This window comes from Burkholderia sp. AU16482 (genome assembly GCF_002223285.1).
Lineage (GTDB): Bacteria > Pseudomonadota > Gammaproteobacteria > Burkholderiales > Burkholderiaceae > Burkholderia > Burkholderia semiarida.
Genome location: NZ_NKEY01000006.1, coordinates 1,743,844 through 1,764,504, shown reverse-complemented (window position 1 = coordinate 1,764,504; position 20,661 = coordinate 1,743,844). Strand labels below are relative to the sequence as shown.

10 protein-coding genes and 3 pseudogenes are annotated in these 20,661 nt (G+C 64.0%); 9 read left to right on the top strand and 4 right to left on the bottom strand.

The annotated features are described in order from the left end of the window. Positions 1-40 precede the first annotated feature (40 nt). Together CFB35_RS25220 and CFB35_RS25215 are read left to right on the top strand one after the other, a co-directional pair. Positions 41-943: a hypothetical protein gene (locus CFB35_RS25220; protein WP_059584548.1), complete on the top strand. Its 903-nt coding sequence runs from the start codon at positions 41-43 to the stop codon at positions 941-943. Positions 944-1,015: 72 nt separating this feature from the next. Further along, the gene (locus CFB35_RS25215) at positions 1,016-10,468 is read left to right on the top strand and encodes a hemagglutinin repeat-containing protein (protein ID WP_089465709.1); all 9,453 of its coding nucleotides are present in this window, start codon (positions 1,016-1,018) and stop codon (positions 10,466-10,468) included. On the opposite strand, the gene CFB35_RS25210 is transcribed toward CFB35_RS25215, so the two are convergent. After that, positions 10,458-10,745, bottom strand: a complete 288-nt coding sequence (locus CFB35_RS25210; RefSeq protein ID WP_059584550.1) for a hypothetical protein — start codon at positions 10,743-10,745, stop codon at positions 10,458-10,460. The genes CFB35_RS25215 and CFB35_RS25210 overlap by 11 nt on opposite strands. Before the next feature lie 89 nt (positions 10,746-10,834). Here CFB35_RS25210 and CFB35_RS25205 point away from each other — a divergent pair. Beyond that, positions 10,835-11,128, top strand: a pseudogene (locus CFB35_RS25205) (hemagglutinin repeat-containing protein); the annotation flags it as partial. A gap of 101 nt (positions 11,129-11,229) precedes the next feature. Next, positions 11,230-11,667 (top strand): hypothetical protein, encoded by a 438-nt coding sequence (locus tag CFB35_RS34610; protein WP_143328757.1) that lies wholly within the window; start codon positions 11,230-11,232, stop codon positions 11,665-11,667. A 91-nt stretch (positions 11,668-11,758) separates the two neighbouring features. Here the strand turns inward: CFB35_RS34610 and CFB35_RS35715 are convergent. Further along, a pseudogene (locus CFB35_RS35715) lies at positions 11,759-11,987 on the bottom strand (transposase); the annotation flags it as partial. 85 nt (positions 11,988-12,072) lie between these two features. Here CFB35_RS35715 and CFB35_RS25195 point away from each other — a divergent pair. Beyond that, positions 12,073-12,591 (top strand): annotated as a pseudogene (locus CFB35_RS25195) (transposase); the annotation flags it as partial. A 97-nt stretch (positions 12,592-12,688) separates the two neighbouring features. Here CFB35_RS25195 and CFB35_RS25190 read toward each other — a convergent pair. Beyond that, positions 12,689-13,603, bottom strand: coding sequence for a glutaminase (locus CFB35_RS25190; protein WP_059584555.1), 915 nt, complete (start codon positions 13,601-13,603; stop codon positions 12,689-12,691). A 220-nt stretch (positions 13,604-13,823) separates the two neighbouring features. On the opposite strand from CFB35_RS25190, the gene CFB35_RS25185 reads away from it, so the two are divergent. Next, positions 13,824-14,534 (top strand): response regulator, encoded by a 711-nt coding sequence (locus CFB35_RS25185; RefSeq protein WP_059584557.1) that lies wholly within the window; start codon positions 13,824-13,826, stop codon positions 14,532-14,534. 64 nt (positions 14,535-14,598) lie between these two features. After that, a complete protein-coding gene (locus CFB35_RS25180; protein WP_059584559.1) occupies positions 14,599-15,729 on the top strand; it encodes an ATP-binding protein in 1,131 nt (376 codons plus the stop codon). A gap of 95 nt (positions 15,730-15,824) precedes the next feature. Here the strand turns inward: CFB35_RS25180 and CFB35_RS25175 are convergent, their stop codons facing one another. Next, positions 15,825-18,227 (bottom strand): patatin-like phospholipase family protein, encoded by a 2,403-nt coding sequence (locus CFB35_RS25175; protein ID WP_059585097.1) that lies wholly within the window; start codon positions 18,225-18,227, stop codon positions 15,825-15,827. Positions 18,228-18,499: 272 nt separating this feature from the next. On the opposite strand from CFB35_RS25175, the gene CFB35_RS25170 reads away from it, so the two are divergent. Together CFB35_RS25170 and CFB35_RS25165 are read left to right on the top strand one after the other, a co-directional pair. After that, positions 18,500-19,534: a rod shape-determining protein gene (locus CFB35_RS25170; RefSeq protein WP_059639835.1), complete on the top strand. Its 1,035-nt coding sequence runs from the start codon at positions 18,500-18,502 to the stop codon at positions 19,532-19,534. A gap of 187 nt (positions 19,535-19,721) precedes the next feature. After that, the gene (locus CFB35_RS25165; RefSeq protein ID WP_060011829.1) at positions 19,722-20,381 is read left to right on the top strand and encodes a YdcF family protein; all 660 of its coding nucleotides are present in this window, start codon (positions 19,722-19,724) and stop codon (positions 20,379-20,381) included. The last annotated feature ends 280 nt before the right edge of the window (positions 20,382-20,661 follow it).

The following is a 20,661-nucleotide window of genomic DNA, read 5'->3' as shown; positions in this document are numbered from 1 at the left end:
TGGTCGTCAATCAGATCGTCAATCAGAAGAAGGAGTAACCATGCAGCACCGGTACGAGAAGCATCGGCTTTTGCAAGCCGCGACGGCAACGTTCGTGGTGGTGGCGGCGCTTGGCCTGAGCGCATGTGGCGGTGGTGACGACGGTGGTGGCGGTGGCAGCGCGGCATCGAATGGCGCGTCGTCGAACGGAGCGCCGTCGGGTAGTGCGTCGTCTTCGACGGGGATTCGCGTGGAAGGGCAATCCCAATCGATCTCGAGCCAGGTTTCGACGGTCCGCATTCTGATGCCGCCCGCATCGTGGAACGGTGGACAGATGCCGAACGGGAATTACACGCTCAGAGCCCTGTCCCAGCCGACCGCGTCGCTCAAGGAGCAGGCGCCTGGTGCTTATGTCGCGATCCCCTACGACTCGTCGGGCACGATCAAGACCCTGACCAAAGGCACCGTGACGGATCTCGCCGGCAATGGCGACATCGCCATCGGCCGCTGGGCGGACGGCGCCGATTCGGCAGGCGCGACGTACAACGCCAATCAGGGGCAAGTATGGGCAATCGGTGTGCCGGTTGCGATCGATACGACGTCGCCCGTGCAAATGCAATGCTCGCTGGCGTTCGCAACGCGTCCGACGTCGACGGACGGCAATACGGCGCCGGGTTCGCTGAATGGCGCCACGGCGACGCTGACGAGCGGTACCGACACCTTTGGTCATCCGGCCATCAACTACACGCTGAATCTGCAGTACTCGATCGGCAGCGACCAGAACCAGTCGTTCGTTGGAACCTCCGCGATTGGTCTGGCGGAGCTCAGCTCGAAAACCAGATCGGCGCTGATGAGCACGGTCATGGGCACGGACGCGAAGCAACCGTATCTGGTGGTGTCGTACGGCATCCCGGCCGCGACGACGGGCAACATCAACGGTCTGGCGGCACTGAGCTGCAAGTAACGTGAGTAGCGGCCGGTCATTCTCGCGATGCGTGGACGGCCGGCTCGACATGCATTCAAGAATAAGACGATCATGAATTCCGGAATCTTTCGCTTGGTCTTCAGTGCCGTGCGCGGCATGCTGGTAGCGGTTGACGAATACGCATCGGCGCACGGGGGCGGTGAACGCGCTCGCGTGCGGCCAGCCACTCGACCCGTGTCGGTGGATTCCGGAATCTCGATCTGGTTTGCGGCACGCGCAACCGCGTTCGCCGCGCTCTGTACGTTCGGCATGCAGCCGCTCGTTGCCGAAGCGCAGGCAACGCTGCCGATCACGCCCGATCGAAGCGGTCCGACCCATCCGGTCGTCGGAGTGTCGGCATCGGGCGTACCGCTCGTCAACATTACCGCACCGAAGAACGGCGTCTCGCTGAACAACTTTACGCAGTACAACGTCGGCACGAAGGGGGCCGTGCTGGTCAACAGCGGCCGGGATTCGCGGACGCAACTCGCCGGCTGGGTGCAAGGCAATCCATTCCTGGGCAACAACGCCGCGCGCGTGATCGTCAACCAGGTCACGTCGGGCAACCCCAGTCAACTGCTCGGGCCCACCGAGATCGCCGGCAATCGCGCGAATCTCGTGATCGCGAATCCGGCAGGCATCACCTGTGCGGGTTGCGGCTTTCTGAATGTTCCGCGTGTCACGCTGACGACGGGCGTGCCGACTTTCAATCCGGATGGCACGTTGGCAGGTTTCAACGTGACGCAGGGGCAGATCGGCATCGCCGGTGCGGGGCTCGACGCGCATGGCAGCGCGATCGACCTGATCGCACGCGCGATGACGATCAACGGCCAGGTGTGGGCGGATTCTATCACCGCGGTGGCGGGGACGAACCGGGTCGACTATGCGAGCAACACCGCGCAGGCGCGGAACGGTACCGATGCCGCGCCGGGCGTCGCGATCGACGTGCAGGCGTTGGGAAGCATGTTCGCCAATAGCGTCCGGATGATCGGGACCGAGGCCGGCGTGGGTGTGCGCGATGCCGGTTCCATCACGTCACTGACTGGCGATATTCAAGTCTCGAACAACGGCGATGTGACGATTGCGCCGACGGCGCGTCTTCAGTCGGCCGCGAATACCCGGATCGATGGCGCCAACGTCGCCCAGCAAGGCACGATTGTCAGTACGCAGGCCACCGATCTGAACGCGTCTCGGGCGCTGTCGAACGCCGGAACGATTTCGTCGGCCGGCAACACGAACCTGACAGCCGCCACGTCGTTCAACAATAGCGGGCTGGCATACGCGGGCGCGGATTCCGCACGCAATCTCGTCGGCGGTGGCTCCGTCACGGCGCGCGCCGCGAACGTGACGAGCAGCGGCACACTGGCCGCGGGCGACAACGTCAATCTGTTCGCCAACGACGTCACGCTCGACCACGGAACCGTGAACGCGGCCAGCGCGGTCAACGTCACGACGAATGGTACGTTGTCGAATGTCGCCGGCACGATGAGCGGACAGAACGTGACGCTGAGTGCGGGGCAACTGGTCAACGACTCCGGCACCATCAGTTCGCACAGCCTCGCGAACGTAACCGCGCAATCGGTTTCGAACCGGTCGGGGACGTTGGCGGCGGACGCACTGTCCCTGAACTCGGCCGGCGCGCTAGACAATACGCAGGGGCACATGACTGCACGCACGGCGCAGATCGCGGCAACCGAGCTCACGAACGTGGCCGGCGAGATCGGCACGTCGACGGGCGCGTTGACATTGACGGCGACCGGGAACGTGTCGAACGACAACGGGAAGCTCGCGGGCGGCAATGGTCTCACGCTGACGGCGAATGCGGTTTCCAACGCACAGGGCCAGATCGGGTCCGTCGCGGGCGATACCTCGCTCGACGTCACGCAATCGCTGAACAACGCAAACGGCAAGGTCGCGTCCGCGAACGATCTGTCGATTCACACGGCCCATCTCGACAACTCGGCTGGATCGGTGAGCGCGCACGCCGCACGGATCACCGCGACCGATGTCGTCAATACGGGCGGCAAGATCGGCACCACCGATATGCTGACCGTGACGGCGACGGGCGCGGTCTCGAATGAGTCCGGCGCGATAGTCGGCGGCAATGGTCTGTCGGTGACGGCAAACAGCGTTGGCAATGCGGCGGGCGTGATCGGATCGGCCGCCGGCGACACGGCGCTGCGTGCGACGAAGTCTCTGACGAACGTTGGCGGTACGGTAAGTTCGGCCAATGCGCTCGTCGTTGCAAGCGACACGATCGACAACTCGAACGGCAGTATGACGGCCGTGCGCGGCGCACAGGTCCAGGCGGGGGATCTCGTCAATGCGGGCGGTCAGATCGGGTCATCGTCTGATGCGTTGTCGTTGACCGCAACCCGCACGGTGTCGAACGACAGCGGCAAGCTGGTGGGGGCGAGCGGGCTGTCCGCGACAGCCGGCATCCTCAGTAACCGTGCAGGCCAGATCGGCACGTCCAACGGCGACATGGCGCTGATCGTCTCGCAGGTACTCGACAATACCCAAGGCAAGATTACCGCTGCCGATGCGCTGAACACGCAGGCCGGCACGTTCGACAATTCGCAAGGCGCGGTTTCGGCGGACGCGGCGAAGCTCAATGTTGCAGGCGCATTGACGAATGCAGGTGGCACGATCGCGACGACACACGACACGACCGTGGCGGCGCACACCGTGACGAACCGCGGTGGCACCATCGGCTCCGTCTCCGGCGCATTGTCGGTGGCGACATCCGGTACGACGGACAATGCGGGCGGCAAGCTGCTGGCCTCGGGGGACGCGACGCTCACCAATTCCGGCTTGCTGAACTCGGGCGGTACGATCACGGGGGCGAACGTCACGCTCGCGTCCGGACAAGGTGCGATCGACAACACGCTCGGCAACGTGGCGGCGAGCCAATCGCTGACGAGCCGTTCGGGGGCGTTCGATAACCGGTCGGGATTGGTGCAGGCGACGGGATCGGTCGATCTCGATACGCACGGCCAGACGTTCGACAACGGCATACTGACAGGGCAATCCACGGGTGGTCAGGTTCTCGGCAATGGCGTCACGCTGACAACGGGAGCACTGAGCAACGCAGGTGGTGCGATTTCGTCGAGCGGTGCGGCAACCGTCAACGCTGCTTCCGTGACGAACGATGCGGGTTCGCTCGTGGCGGACGGCGTACTGACGGTGCGAAGCGCCGGTACGGTGTCGAACGTGGCCGGCCAGATCGGCGGCAACAGCGATGTCACGGTGTCCGGTACGACGGTCGATAACACGCGCGGTGCCATGCATGCGCGCGGCGCGCTGTGGGTGACGGGCGATACGATTCGCAATGCGCAGACTGCCAATTCAACGCTGCCGACCACCGCAGGCGTGCCGGGGTTGACTGCCGGGATGGAAGGCGCAAGCGTCACCCTTGATGCGAATCAGGCGATCGACAATACGTCCGGCTCGATTCGAGCGGACAGGAATGCGAAGCTGACCGCACCGATCATCGACAACACGTCGGGCAGCATCCAGTCGAAAGGCTCTGCAACGTTGACGGCAGCGAATACGCTGGTCAACAGCCAGGGCGACATCAATGGTGGTCAGCAACTGACGGTCTCGACCGGGACCTTGAGCAACGACGGCAAGCTCCAATCATCGGGCGACGTCGACGTAACGGCGCAAGGCGATCTGACCAACGCCGGCCAGATCGTGGCCGGTCATGATCTGACGACCACGGCCGGCGGCACGCTCGACAACAGCGGCACGCTGTCGGCGGGCAATGTCGCCAATGTGAGCGCCAATTCGATCCGGAACCGTGCGACCGGTGAGATTATCGGTGGTAACGCGACCAACATTCACGCGAACCAGTCGATCACGAACGAAGGTCTGATCGATGGCGGCACAACGACGGTGACGGCCGGGGACACGATCACGAATGCCGGTGGCCGGATTTACGGCGACACGGTTGCAGTGGGCGCGAACACGGTTGTCAACGACCGGAATGCCCAGGGTGTCAGTGGCGTGATTGCTTCTCGCGGTGACCTCGACATCGGGGCGCAGACGCTCATGAACCAGAACAACGCGCTGATGTACGCGAGCAACGACATTCGTGTCGGCGGCGCGCTGGACGCGAACCATCAGGCAACCGGTGCTGCGCAGACCGTGACGAACAACGGCGCGCAGATCGACGCCGGTCGCGACATCACGATCGGCGCAAACCGGTTCGAGAACCTGAATTCGAACTTCCAGACCACGACCGTCACGACCGACAGCGGGAATCAGCTTTGGTATCAGGTGCCGGGCTCGACGGAGAAGATCGACCCGTCGACGGTCTACCTGTACCAGAAGAACAGCCAGGAAATCCATCCGGGCACGGATTACCAGTGGGCGCTGGACGACGATCAGAAATTCATTCTGCTGCCATCGACGAAATATCCGTTTGCCGAGTATGCGAAGTACACGATGAACGGGGTGGCGGGCAAGATCGATAACACGGCGTACCCCGCCAAGTACTTCGGTAGCGGGGCGGTCGCCGCGCAGACCGGTGCGTATCGGACGGTGCCGACCGATATCTGGACGACGTTCGGCGTGACGCCGCCGCCCGATGCAACCCCGGCGTGGGTCACGCAGGGGCCGTTCGCGATGACGGGGCCCGCCGCACTGTTTGCTGGTCGAAGCAATGTCGGTAGCAACTGGTTTTCGATCAATCCCCCCACCGAAGCCGACGTGACTGGCGTGAAGCCGAAGCCCTTCGATCCCCCGAGCCCATCGTGCCTCACCTCGAAAAACGCGGCATGCGCACCGTTCCAGCAGTGGTACAACGCTACGGTTGCCGCTTACCAGAAGCTGGATCAGGCGCTCGCCGGCTATAACGCGGACGTGTCGAGCCGGCTCGTCCAGACCTATACCGTCTACACGGTAGACGTGAAATCGACCGGGGACGTGGTAACGGCTTCGCAACCCGGCACGGTTACCGCTGGCCGTCATATCACGATCAACACGCCGTCCGGCGTCAACGACAAGAGCCAGATCGTGGCCGGCGACGGCAACCATCCGAGGAACGTGCAGAACATCGGCGCGACCGGTACTGAAACGTTCACGGGCTCGGGCAAGGCGATCTATACCTGGGTGCAGTCCGGCGGGGCCTTCAGCGGTGACGAGCGCGCGACCTCGACGACCAACTACTCGCCGGCTATTCCGTCACAAACGATCGATCTGCCGGTGGTGCTGGCCGATCCGGGCAAACCGTCCGATCCGATCAAGAGCGTGGCGGCGGCGACATCCGCTGCGCAGGGTGCAAGCGGTACGGGCGTGACGCCAGTAGCGGGCAAGGAAGTTGGCGGGCATGTGTTGGTCGGCTCGGGTGTGTCGGACGTCGGCGTCGGGACCGTATCGGCCGTGAAGGCCAATGTCGGCGATGTAGTCGTGCGCACGGTCACGCCGAATACGCGCCTGCCGAACAACGCGCTGTATCGGGTGACGAGCGACCCGGGCAGCCACTTCCTGATCGAGACGGACCCGCGCTTTACCGATTACAGGAAGTGGTTGTCCAGCGACACGATGCTGGATGCGCTCAAGGTCGATCCGAATACGGTCCTCAAGCGCATCGGCGATGGCTTCTACGAGCAGCAGCTCGTTCAGCAGCAGATCATCCAGACCACCGGCCAGCGGTTCATCGGTGACTATACGGACAATCAGAAGGAATACGAAGCGCTGATGGCGAACGGCGTGAAGGCGTCGCAGCAGTTCGGGCTGAATGTCGGCACGGCGCTGACCGACGCGCAGATGGCTGCGCTGACGAGCGACATCGTGTGGCTCGTGAATCAGACGGTGACATTGCCGAACGGCAGTCAGCAGACGGTGCTGGTGCCGCAGGTATATCTGCGCGCGAACGCGGCGGACGTGACTGGCGAAGGCACGATCATCTCCGGCAAGAAGGTCACGGTCGATGCCAATGGCGCGTACAAGAACTCCGGCACGATCGCCAGCCGCAACGTCACGATCATTCATGCCGATTCGATCGACAACAGCGGCACGGTATCGGGTGGAACCGTGCTCGCGAGCGCGAGCCAGGACCTCAATAATCTCGGCGGGTTGATTCAAGGCAACACTGTAGCGCTGTCGGCTGGCCGCGACCTCAATCTGACGAGCACGACCAGCTCGGCGAAGGCTGCGAATGGCAGCGCGACCGGCATCGACCGTATATCGACGGTCAATGCGGGTACGCTTCAAGCCGTCGCCGGCCGGGATCTGAACGCCAATGCGGCTGTGATTGCGACGACCGGCGATGCCGTGCTCGCAGCGAACCACGACGTCAATTTGAATGCGGTTCGCCAGAGCAGCCAGGATGCGGTGAAGTGGGATGCGCGCAATCATGCCGAGCATTCAGCGTCGATCGACACGGGCACGCAGATCGCGACGGGCGGCAATCTGGCGATCGTGGCGGGCCATGACGTGAATGCGACGGCCGCGTATGCGAATGCGCAGGGTGCGATTGGCATCAGCGCCGGGCATGATGTGAATCTGAATGCCGGTGAACAAAGCGCGAGCGCGAACGACGAGCACTATCACAAGGAAAACGGCTTCCTGTCGTCGAAATCGACGCACACGATCGATTCGAGCAGTTACACCAATGCGGTGGGCACGACGTTGTCGGGTAACAGTGTCGCGGTGCAGGCAGGCAATGACCTGACGGCGAAGGCCGCGACGATTGCGGCAACCAACGATGTGAGTCTTTCTGCGGGTCACGACCTGACGGTTACGACAGGGGACACGGCCTCGAGCGAATATCACTACAAGGACGTGAAGAAGTCGGGCCTCGGCAGTGCGGGCGCGGGGATTTCGTACGGCACGAACCAGACCATCGATACCAGCCGCGACACGGTGAAGGGTTCGCAGGGCAGCCTGATCGGCAGCACTGACGGCAGCGTGTCGATGGTAGCGGGCAACAAACTCCACGTGACGGGCTCCGACATTGTTGCAGGCAAGGACGTGACGGGCATCGCGAAGGAAGTGACGATCGATGCGTCGCGGACCGATCGCCATCACGAAGAAACGCACGAGGTGAAGAGTTCGGGTTTCACGCTGGCCGTGAAGTCGCCGGTGATCGATGCGATCCAGAACGTGAATCAGCAGGCGCAGGGTGCCGGCGGCAGCCAGGACGGACGTGCCGCCGCGCTGCATGCGATCGCCGCGGCCGGCGGCATGGCCGATCTGGTCGGCGCGACGGGCAATATGACCAAGGCGCTGAGCGATCCGAACGGCAAGCCGGAGGCGAAGATCGAGTTGAGTTTCGGTTCTTCGCACAGCAAGACGACATTCACCGAGGACAGCAGGCAGAACAACGGCAGCAGCGTGAAGGCGGGCGGCACGGCAGCGTTCGTCGCGACGGGCGACAAGAACGCGGGCCAAGGAAACGTGACGATCCAGGGATCGGACGTGAACGCGAAGGACGTGCTGCTGCAGGCGACGAACAAGGTCAATCTGGTCAACAGCACGGATACCGACAGCACGCGCAGCACGAACGAATCGAAGAGCGCGAGCGTGGGCGTGTCATATGGCACCGGCGGATTTGGTGTCTCGGCGTCGATGTCGCGTGCGCACGGCGATGCGAATTCGGATGCGGCGACGCAGAACAATACACACGTCAACGCGCGCAATACGGCGACGATCATCAGCGGCGGCGATACCAATATCGTTGGGGCCAACGTCAACGCCAACAAGGTGATTGCGGATGTGGGCGGCAACCTGAATCTCGCGTCGGTGCAGGATACGAGCCGCAGCGAAGCCCACCAGAGCAGTTCGGGTGGTGGGTTCAGCGTCAGTCAGGGCGGTGCGAGCGCCAGCGTCAGCATGCAGAACGGCCATGCGAGCGGTAACTATGCGGGCGTGAACGAGCAGGCTGGGATTCGGGCCGGGGACGGTGGCTTCGACATCAACGTGAAGGGCAATACGGACCTGAAGGGTGCGTATATCGCGAGCACGGCGACGCCGGACAAGAATCAGCTGACGACCGGGACGTTGTCGTTCTCGGATATTCAGAACAGCTTGAGCTACAACGCGAGTAGCTTCGGAATCAGTGCTGGTGGTGGTGTGGGTGATGGGGGCAGCAATTACGCGACGCACGGGCCGACGAGCGGGAAGAATACCGGTGGCGGCCAGCCGCTGTATGTGAGCGAGAGCGACAGCAGCAGCGCGAGTACGAAGAGTGCGATCAGTACCGGTACCATCACGATTACGGATCAGGCGAACCAGAAGCAGGATGTGGCGACGCTCAATCGTGAGACATCGAATCTGAATGGGACGATTGGCAAGACGCCGGATTTGCAGCAGGTGTTGAGCAATCAGTCGGATTTGATCAACGCGGCGCAGGCGGCGGCGGAGACGATTGCGAAGCAGATTGGGAGCTACGCCGATAAGAAGCGGGAGGAGGCACAGACGAACGCGAACAACGCGACCGATCCGACGCTCCAGGCACAGTACCAGCAGGAGGCCAACAGTTGGGCCGAGGGTGGTGACAATCGTGTTGCGCTACACATTGCCGGCGGTGCGCTGACGGGTGGGTTGACCGGCGGTGGCTTGGGTGCGGTTGGTGGCGCTGCCGGTGCTGGTGTGTCGGCGAAGCTCGCTCCGCAACTGAATGAGATTGCGCAGTCGATCAAGGATTCAGGGCCGACGGGTAACAAGAACGTCGACGAACTGCTGGGAAATCTGACATCGAATGTGCTGGCTGGTGGAGCTGGGACATTGGTCGGTGGCGGGACTGGAGCGTTGACTGGGGCGAGTGCTGATCGGTTTAATCGGCAGTTACACGAGGACAGCAAAGCGAAGGAACAGACGCTAGCGAAGAAACTGGCGGCGGAGAGCGGCGGGAAATATACGGAGCAGCAGATTCAAGAGCAGATGGCGCAAATGGATCTGGTGATGAGCGATGGTGGTGTGCTGCCGGGCAATGTACGCGTTGCATCGGGCGACCAGCCGCAAGACGGGACGGAGTGGACACGGTACGGCGTGAACAAGGCCGGTCAGACGGTGTGGACGCAATCGCTGGGGCCGGGTGATCCGGATTTGCAGGCGTATATTGTGAAGGGAGCGCAGGGTAGCGGGTTCGCGTATCACGCGACGACGACGGGCAAGAATCCGGGCTTGGCTCGTGCTCCGGACTTCGTGAACTTCCAGATTGATTATTTCGTGGGTAGTGTGTGGGGGACGTTCTCGCGAGATGGGAACTCGTACTTTGGTTACGGCGTGAACAAGGCACTGCCAAATTCTGTGAATGCCGCTGCAAGCGTGCAATTCGGTTGGCTTAACCAAAGCTCGGTGCGGCCGGGACAGACAAACAACTTTTTGTCTGGGTACGCTGGTAATGGGACGGGTGCCTTATCGGTCATCGGTGGTGGTATCGTGTATTCGCCGGGTAATGGAACTGCGACAGTCATTGGTATTGGTGCTGGCGCAAACCTTGGTAAAACTAGTAACCCGGCATCGGCCGGGATGGGTTATACAGTCGACCAAGGTAAAACAGGAGTTAGGTGGTAATTATGATGAGCTTCCCTGGGCAAACGCCGAAGACGCGAAAGCAGAAGATCATCTGGTGGTGCTGTTTCACTGCGATGATGAGTTTCATTGTGTACGTGGTGTTGAAGAACATCTTCTTTAGCTGAATGCTGCTGGTCGGAACCTGAACGCCAACGCGGCGGTTATTGCGACGACCGGCGATGTCGTGCTCGCAGCGAACAACGACGTTAATTTGAAGGCGGTTCGCCAGAGTAGTCAGGATGCGGCGGAGGGGGACTCTCGCAACCACGCGGAGCATTCGGTGTCGAGCGACACGGGAACGCAGATCGCGACGGGTGGCAATCTCGCGATCGTGGCGGGCCGTGACGTAAATACGGACGGTCGCGTACCGACAGCACGTGCAGCACGAACGAATCGAAGAGCGCGAGCGTGGGCGTGTCATATGGCACCGGCGGATTCGGTGTCTCGGTGTCGATGTCGCTTGCGCGCGGCGACGCGAATTCGGATGCGGCGACGCAGAACAATACACACGTCGACGCGAGCAATACGGCGACGATCGTCAGCGGCGGCAATACCAACATCGTTGGGGCAAACGTCAACGCCAACAGGGTGATGGCGGAGGTGGGTGGCAACCTGAATCTCACGTCGGTGCAGGATACGAGCCGTAGCGAGGCCCGGCGTTGATGCAGGAGGCGTAACGAAAATACCAAGCATGGGTGGCGCTCTTGGGGTTGGGAACGGAGCAAGAATAGGAAAGGTTCAATAATGATGGATGATTTTTGATGAGACTGCTAAAGACTTTGATTGCTAGTGTATTGCTGTCGGCGGTGGCTTATGTTTTTTTTGCGAGGGTGCTGATTAATATTCCTATGGATACTGTTGAAAAATATCGGCAGATGAAGTCTGATATCAATGGAATCCTTGGGCAAGGTGGGCTGGTTGTATTTTATAAAGAAAGCGAACGAGGTAGTGCTGCGCTGATTATGGTGAGTATGGACTCCCGGTCGGTGGATGAAAAATTGCTGGCCGCTTATCGAGATACTTTTGCTTATCAAGGATGGCGTGTCATTGACTCAAGTTCACAAAAAATTTCGTATTGCAAAGAAGAGGTGCTGGCGAAGCTGAATCTCGTTCCGGAGTGGTTTCCGGGAAAGCGGATGAACGTTTATGGTTTGACCATGGAGTACAACTCGGGAACGACGGCGGAATGTAAGCAGTGAATCTCGAATACGGTATTGCGGCAGATCGGGGACTATACAGGATGGGTGACTAAGAACGCCGCAGCCAATGGTGACCAGGCGGCCTCAAGAATCAGGTGCAACGGTTATCCAATCCGGCGACAGCCGATTCCATCGCCATAGCCTCTTCAGGGGGGCCGTTCGAGGGTTTGGCGAGGGCGGCCGTTCATCAAATTGGTAATGTCGTTCAATTGCGTCTGGGTGACGCCTGACAGGTCCGCACCCTTGGGCAGAAACTGGCGCAGCAGGCCGTTGGTGTTTTCGTTGTTGTCCCGTTGCCGAGGGGCGTAGGGATCTGCGAACCAGATGTCCAGATTCAGAGACCGATCCGTGAGGGCCTGTCAGGAATTTCGTGTTTAAGGCATAACATGCTCTCAAGGAGAGTGCATGCCTCGCAAACCGAAAGCCCAGCCGGTGGAGCTGCCGGCGGTTCCGGCCGAACTGCTTGAGCAGTTTGGCAACGGTCCGATGACAGCAGAAGCCATCAATGCCGCGACGCTGGCGCTCAAGAAGGCGCTGATCGAGCGAGCGCTGAGCGGCGAGATGAATCATCATCTTGGCTACCCCTCCGGTGCGGCCAAGCCGGCCAACGCCACGAATCAGCGCAACGGACGGGGCGCCAAGACGGTCCTGACCGAAGACGGCCCGATTCGCATCGAGGTGCCTCGCGACCGCGACGGCAGCTTCGAACCCATCCTGATACCCAAGCACGAACGGCGCTTCGCCGGCTTCGACGCCCTTCGAGTCAAGATTCGCGAAGACGCCGTCGTGCGCAACAAGGCGGTGTACCTGGCGCTGGGCGTGCTGCCCGACGGCACCCGTGACATTCCGGGCCGCTGGATCGAGAACACAGAGGGTGCCAAGTTCTGGATGAAGGTGTTCAATGACCTGAAGACGCGCGGCGTTCGCTGCCGATGGCCGAATTCCCCGTTAAACGCTCTAGCTCGCGCCGATATGAATCTGCCGCCGTCGCGCCACATGAGGCACGCTTGACTTCGACGCTTCAAAAAATCGACCGCCCTGAATACGTAGTCAACCATTCCAAAGCCCTGGTCCCCGCCAACGAATTCCCGTTCGCATCCAACCCCGGCGCCCACACGCACACCGCCATCTCCCCGGGCAGCACCGCGACGATCCCGCCGCCGACGCCGCTTTTCGCCGGCAGCCCGACGCGATACACGAAATCGCCGGCCGCATCATAGGTGCCGCAAGTCAGCATCAGCGCCGACAGCCGCTTCGCGGAACTCGAATCGACGATCCGCTCGCCGGTCGCCGGCGCGACGCCGCCGTTCGCAAGAAACAGCGCGGCGCTGGCGAGCTCGACGCAGTTCATCTCGATCGCACACTGCCGGCAATACGCGTCGATCACCGTATCGGGCGGCATCTGCATGTTGCCGAAGCTCGCCATGAAGTGCGCCATCGCGCGGTTGCGCTCCGCGTGCTGCAACTCCGACGTCGCGACGCGCGAGTCGTAGTCGATGTCGTTCGCGCCGATCAGCCGCCGCACGAATTCGACGAGCGCCGTCTCGGCCTTCACGAAGCGGCGGCACAGCACGTCGGTGACGACCAGCGCGCCCGCATTGATGAACGGATTGCGCGGCTTGCCGCGTTCGCTTTCGAGCTGAACCAGCGAATTGAACGCGGTGCCGGACGGCTCGCGGCCGACCCGTTCCCACAGCGCGTCGCCCAGCAACTGGAACGCGAGCGTGCAGGCGAACAGCTTCGAGATGCTCTGGATCGAGAAGCGCTCGTGCGCATCGCCGACCGTGTAAACGTTTCCGTCGAGCGTCACGACCGCCATCCCGAACTTGTCGGCAGGTACTTTCGCGAGTTCGGGAATGTAGTCGGCCACTCGTCCCTGGCCGATCCAGGGGGCGAGTTCGGTGTGGATGCGTTCAAGAATCGTCTGGTAATTCATCACGTCAGGCAGGATGGAAGCAGGGCCGGGATGCCGGCGAGCCCGTATGGAACCGTCCCGGCGCCGATTCGTCAAGCGCGGCCCGAGTCGCGCCCTTATTTTCAAGACAGCCAAACAGGCAAGCGGCGGGCGCAGTATCATGCGGTACGTTTCGGCCGATGGCCGGCGTCCGGCACCGGCCGGCGCCGCCGCGGCTTCCCCGATGACCCGACCGCTGCCCATGTCTTTTCGCATCCTGCTCGTCGAAGACGACACCCGTCTGTCCACGCTGATCGCCGGCTACCTGCGCAAGAACGACTATGAAGTCGACACTGTGCTGCATGGTGACGCTGCGGTGCCGGCGATCCTGTCCATTCGTCCCGATCTCGTCATCCTCGACGTGAATCTGCCCGGCAAGGACGGCTTCGAAATCTGCCGCGAGGCCCGCAAGCAGTACGACGGCGTGATCATCATGGTGACGGCGCGCGACGAGCCGTTCGACGAGCTGCTCGGCCTCGAATTCGGCGCGGACGACTACGTGCACAAGCCGGTCGAGCCGCGCATCCTGCTCGCGCGGATCAAGGCGCAACTGCGCCGCGCGCCCGCGCGCGTGGCCGAAGGCACCGCGCCGCAGCCGGAGCGCTACGCGTTCGGGAAGTTCTCGATCGACCGCACCGACCGCACCGTCGTGCTGCCCGACGGCAGCACGCCCGATCTGACGTCGGCCGAATTCGACCTGCTGTGGGCGCTCGTGTGTCACGCGGGCGAAGTCGTCAGCCGCGACGATCTGATGCTGCAGTTGCGCGGTGTCGAATTCGACGGCCTCGACCGCACGATCGACGGGCGCATCTCGAAGCTGCGCCGCAAGCTGCGCGACGACGCGAGCAACCCGCAGCGGATCAAGACGATCCGCAGCAAGGGTTATCAATTCAGCAAGCACGCGTGGGAATGAGGCCGCCTTCGCGCGACGCCGCCACGTTCCGCGCGGGCATGCCGGCCGCCGGCCGGGAGCCGCGATGATCCGACGAACCCGTTCGCACCCCGATGCACCGCCGCTGCCGACGCTGCGCTACGTCAAATGGCGCTGGCTGCACTTCCGCCGCGCGTGGACCGACACGCGCGCCGACCGCATTCCGAGCTGGTCGCGCCTGTACCTGCGCACCTACCTGCATCTGCTCGGCCTCGTCCTGCTGACCGCGCTGGTGCCCGCGCTCGCGCTGTGCGTCGAATTGTCGCCGCAGGTCGTGTGGCATGCGTTCGATTCGCTGCCGGGCGATATCTGGATCGTGCTCGCGTTCGTGTTCACCGCGCCGGCGCTCGCCGCGTATCGGTGGATGCGGCCGGTCTGGTCGGATCTCGTGATGGTGCGCGAGCGGGCGATCGACTTCACCGGCGGGCGCTTCAACACGCGTGCGCGCGAATCGCACAGCGTGATCATCGGCCCGCTCGCGCGCACGCTCAATGCGCTCGCGATGCGCATGGAGCGGCTGATCGCCGCGCAGCGCGACCTGACGAACGGGATCTCGCACGAACTGCGCACGCCGCTCGCGCGCGTGCGCTTCGCGCTCGAAATGCTGCGCGAACCGGGTTCGGCGGCCGAATACCAGGGCGCGCTCGAGAGCATCGCGCAGGACGTGACCGAGCTCGAGGAGCTGATCGACATGAGCCTCACGTATGCACGGCTCGAATACAGCTCGCTGCAGTCGAACCTCGAGATGACCGCGCCGGTCGCGTGGTTCGAGCATCAGGTGAGCGACGCGCAACTGCTGTATCCGGACCGTGCGATCGAGTCGCGCATCGCGATCGGGTCGGATCTGCGCGTGAAGATGGACCGGCGGCTGATGTCGTATGCGATGCGCAACCTGCTGCGCAACGCGAGCAAGTACGCGCAATCGCGGATCGTCGTCGGGATCTCGCTCGTGCACGGCAACATCGGGATCTTCGTCGAGGACGACGGCCCCGGCGTGCCCGAGAGCGAGCGCGAACGGATCTTCGACGCATTCGTGCGCCTGGACCGCCGTACCGGCGGCTACGGGCTCGGCCTGTCGATCACGCGACAGGTGCTCCACGCCCACAACGGCCGCATCGCGGTCGTCGATCCGGTCGAACTCGGCGGCGCGCGGTTCGAGATCAGCTGGCCGGTCTAGCGCCACGCCGCAAGGCCGATCCGCGGCAACCGTGAAGTCGATGGCCGCCGTCGAGACGGCGCCGCGGATACCGCCGCAGCGGCATCCGCGCATGCTCAATAAGTGCGGCCAAGCTGCAGGTAGAAGTTGCGTCGGCCGCCGGGGGCGAGCGCGACGCCGATATAGACGGGCCCGAACGCGGTCGACAGGCTCGTGAAGAACGTATAGCTCTGCTTGAGCGCGCCGCCGCCGATCTGCTGGCCGCTCGACCACACGTTGCCGACTTCCGCGCTGGCGCCCACCGACAGCGCCTTGACCGGCGACGCGTTGAACGTCATCAACTGGTTCATGTACGTGACCTGCCCGTACGCGAGCTCGTTGCCGTTCAGTTGGTCGGCCGCGTACGCGGACAGATGCTGGAAGCCGCCGAGCGTGAAGTTGAACGCGTTGATCAGGTTGGTGCCGCCGATGCTCTTGCCGCCCTCGATCGTCGCGCTGACGCTGTGCCGGCCGAACTGTTGCGCGATCATCGCCTTGCCGTAGATCTCGGTATAGGGTGCGTTGTTGATCCCGTCGGAGAATTCCTGCGCCGAGCCGCCGTTGCGCGACACCAGCGAGCGTTCGACGCGCAGCTCGGTGAAATAGCCCTTGCGCGGGAAGAGCGGATCGTCGAGCTGGTCGATCACGAGCCGGGCGCGCGCGATCAGCGCCTGCGACGTGAAGCTCGGCCACAGCAGCGCCTGGCCGCTGCCGTCGTCGAACGGCAGGTTGTAGGTCGGCGAGCCGTGCCCGGTCACGTAACCGACGCCCATCCGGAAATCGCCGAGCCGCCCGATCGGCAAACCGAGATCGAGTCCGGCGCGCGCCGTCTGCATCAGGTACTGCGTGATCTTCACGTCGCCGGTGTCGTCGTACAGGTTCGCGTAGCGGCGCTGGTATTCCGCGTACGGCGACAGATAGACGCCGTATGCCATCGACAGCGGCTGGCGGAACTCGATGCGCGCGGATTGCAGGTCGCTGCCGATCGTCGTGTCCGCGCGGAATTCGAGCCCCGATTCCGTGAGCCACGGCCGCCGGTAGCCGACGTGCAGGCGGAAGCCGCCTTCGTCGGTCGAACTGCTCGACATGCCGAGCCCGAACAGCAGGAAGTTGGGCCCCCAGTACTTCTCGCGCGCGTCGATCTCGAGCACGTTGTCGTCGCCGCGGCTCACGATCTGCTGCGTGACGCTCTCGAAGTTGCCGCCCGTCGTGAGCCCGAGCAGATCCTGGCTGACGGTCTTCGGATCGTAGATGTCGCCGGGTTTCACGTGCAGCGCGTTGCTGACGACGCGCTTGGGCACGCCGCCGCTGGTCTTGATGTCGATGCGCGTGATCCGGATCGGCGGCGGCAGCGGCTGCGCATGCGCGGACCGGTAGGCCGCGTACTGTTCCGGCGTGAGCGCGAAACGCCGCAGCTTCGGCAGCGCCGCGGTCGCGGCGATCTCGCCGGCGGCGATCGCCTGCTTCGCGTTCTGGAAATCGGTGAACGCGAGCGAGCCGAGGTCCGGCGTGAGCAGCACGTCGTGCGCGTCGAGCTGCTTGCGCTGCGCGGTCACGTTCTGGCGGATCAGGATGCCGACCATCTGCTGCATCACGTCGGCAGGCGACGCGAGCGCATCGAGCGGGCGCAGCGGCGAGCCGATGTCGACGGCGATCACGATGTTCGCGCCCATCTGCCGCGCGGTGTCGACGGGCAGGTTGCTGACGAGCCCGCCGTCCACGAGCGCGCGCCCGTTGATCTCGGCCGGCGCGAACAGGCCCGGCATCGCCATGCTCGCGCGAATCGCGAGCGGCAGCGAGCCGTGGTCGAGCACGACCATCTGGCCGGTCTGCAGGTCGGTCGCGACCGCGCGATACGGAATGGGCAGGTGGTCGAACGGCTGGTTGGTCGGCACGGCGGCCGTCCAGTTCGCGAGCAGCGCCTGCAGCCGGTTGCCCTGAACGAGGCCGACCGGCGCCTTGACGCCTTTCTTGCCGAAGCCGAGCGTCAGCCCGTTGATGTACAGGCGTTCGTCTTCCCGGCTGGTTTGCGGCAGGTCCGCGCGGTCCGTCACGTCGAACGCGATATCGGCCAGGTTGACCTCCGACAGCCGCTTCTGCATCTCGTCGGCCGCCATCCCGCTCGCGTACAGGCCGCCGACCACGGCGCCCATGCTGGTGCCCGCGATGCAGTCGATCGGGATCCGGTTGTCCTCCAGGACTTTCAGGACCCCGAGGTGTGCGTAGCCGCGCGCGCCGCCGCCGGACAGCACGAGGCCGATCGACGGGCGGCCGGCCGGGCCGCCGTCGGCCGCGCAGGTGTGCGCCGCGGCGGCGGGTGCGGCGGCAGCCGCGGGGTTGGCTGCGGCCGCAATGGTCGGGGCGGCGGCGGATTCGGCGGCCGGCAGCGGTTGCGCGGCAACCGCGCAGCACCAGAAGGCAACGAGCGTCGTGCAGAGCGGGCGCAGCGGCGCCCAGCGGAAGGAAACGGTCGCTGTCATGGTGAACATACCTGGCGTGATCGTGCGTCGGAGGCCTGCCGGGAACAGGCAAGACCGAGAGATTACCGTGTTTTACAGGCCCGATGCGAGCGGCTGTTGCGTAGCCGGACGTGCGCGGGACGCCGTTTTCGGCAATTTCGTCGCGAAAAAATCATTGGAATTGGCTAAAGTATCGGAACGATTTGCCGCTAAGCTCGTGATGGGGCGGCATGCACGCGCGGCGAAAAAGTGCGGCGCGGCTGTCCCGGCCCGCTCCTTCACAAAGGTTTGATATGTCGACACCGCTGTTCGGAAAGTTGTTTGCGCAACCCGTTGCGATCGACCCGGGAACGGCGAGTACGCGAATCTATACGCACGAACGCGGCGTGGTGCTGAACCAGCCGTCGGTCGTCTGCTTCCGCAAGGGCGGCGCGAGCGACGCTCGGCCCACCCTCGAGGCCGTCGGCGAGCTCGCGAAGGCGTTGCTCGGCCGCGAACCCGGGCATCTCGAAGCCGTGCGGCCCATGCGGCACGGCGTGATAGCGGACGCGCACGCAGCCGAGCAGATGATCCGCAGCTTCATCGACATGTCGCGCACCCGCTCGCGCTTCGGCCGCCGCGTCGAGGTCACGCTGTGCGTGCCGTCCGACGCGACGGCCGTCGAGCGCCGCGCAATCCGCGAGGCCGCGTTCGCGGCCGGCGTATCGGAGGTCGAACTGATCGAGGAGCCGCTGGCGGCCGGGCTCGGCGCCGGTTTGCCGGTGACCGAGCCGGTCGGCTCGATGGTCATCGACATCGGCGGCGGGACGACCGAAGTCGCGGTCATCGCGCTCGGCGGCATCGTGTACCGCGAGGCGATCCGCGTCGGCGGCAGCCAGTTCGACGCGGCGATCGTCAACCATGTCCGCAACCTGTACGGCGTGCTGCTCGGCGAACAGACGGCGGAGCACGTGAAGAAGACGATCGGCTCGGCCACGAGCGCGGTGCCGCGCACGTCGACCCGCGCCGTCGGCCGCGGCATCGGCGACGGCCTGCCGCGCTCGGTCGAGCTGTCCAACCACGACGTCGCGGACGCGCTGGCCGCGCCGCTCAAGCAGGTGATCGGCGCGGTGAAGTCGGTACTGGAAAACGCGCCGGCCGAACTCGTGACCGACATCGCGAATCGCGGCGCGGTGCTCACGGGCGGCGGCGCGCTGCTCGCCGATCTCGAACGCCTGCTGTACGACGAGACCGGGCTGGTCGCGCGGATCGCCGACGAGCCGTCCACCTGCGCGGTGCGCGGCGCCGGCGAGGCGATGGGGCGGCTCGCGATGTGCCCGGCGGATTGAGCCGGGCGGTGCTGTCGGCCGCGGCCGGGCGCACGCCCTCACATTCTTTCGATCTTCCAGTGGCCGGCCCACTCGGCCGGCATCGGTCCATCGCATGGACAGGCGCGGGCGCGCCGTGCTAGCGTGACGCGCCTGTTCGGGGCCGGGCCGGCCGACGCCCCCGGTGACACCTGAGAGACCGAATACCTTGAAATATCGAACCAAACGGGGCTTCGCGGCCCGGGCCGGCCGCGTGCTGGCCGTCGTCGCGTGCGTCTGGGGCGCGGCGGCTGCCGCGATCGTCGTCCATGGCATGCGGATGCCGGGCGACCCGGCGGACGTCGCCGTGATCTTCGGCAACGCGCTCGACGAAACCGGCGCGCCGAAGCCGGTGCTCGCGGCCCGGCTCGATGTCGGCGTGGGTTGTTACCGCGCGGGGCAGTGCCCGGCGTTTCTGGTCAGCGGCGCGATCGACGGGCCCGGGCTGAACGAGGCGACGGCCATGCGCGACTACCTCGTCGCGCGCGGCGTGCCGGCGGACCGGATCGCCGTCGACGATCAGGGCGACAACACGCTCGCGACCGCGCAGCACACGCTTGCCTACCTGCGCGCGCATCGCCTGTCGCGCGTGCTGATCGTCAGCCAGTATTACCACCTCGCGCGGGCGCGCCTCGCGTTCGAGCGCGTCGGCATTGCGCGGTCGAACATCTCCGCCGCGTATCCGCGCCGCTTCCAGTGGCGCGATCTCTATTCGAGCTGGCGCGAGGTGCCGGCCTACGCGGTGTATGCGGTGCGGTTGTGGGTGAATCCCGATGCGCGGCCGGTTTCGTTTCGGCCGATGCTTTATCTGATGCGCCTGTTTTCGTGACGGGGCGGCCCGGAAGCGCGCGCTTCCGGTGCGGGTGGTTTCGTTGTTTTTTCCGGTTTTCTGTCGTCCGCGCCGGCCGCGCGGGTGTCATAGGCACTGAATAAATAATAGCGATTCTCGTTTCAGATGTCTTGAGGGGACAAAAATCAAAACAGTTTCGCCGACAGTTCCATAATCGAGGTCCGATCGATTTATTAAGCGGATGTTGATTATCTGCATGGATCATTCGTCGCGGTAAGAATATTGCACTGCAAAATCAGCGTGTATTGAATCGGGGTGA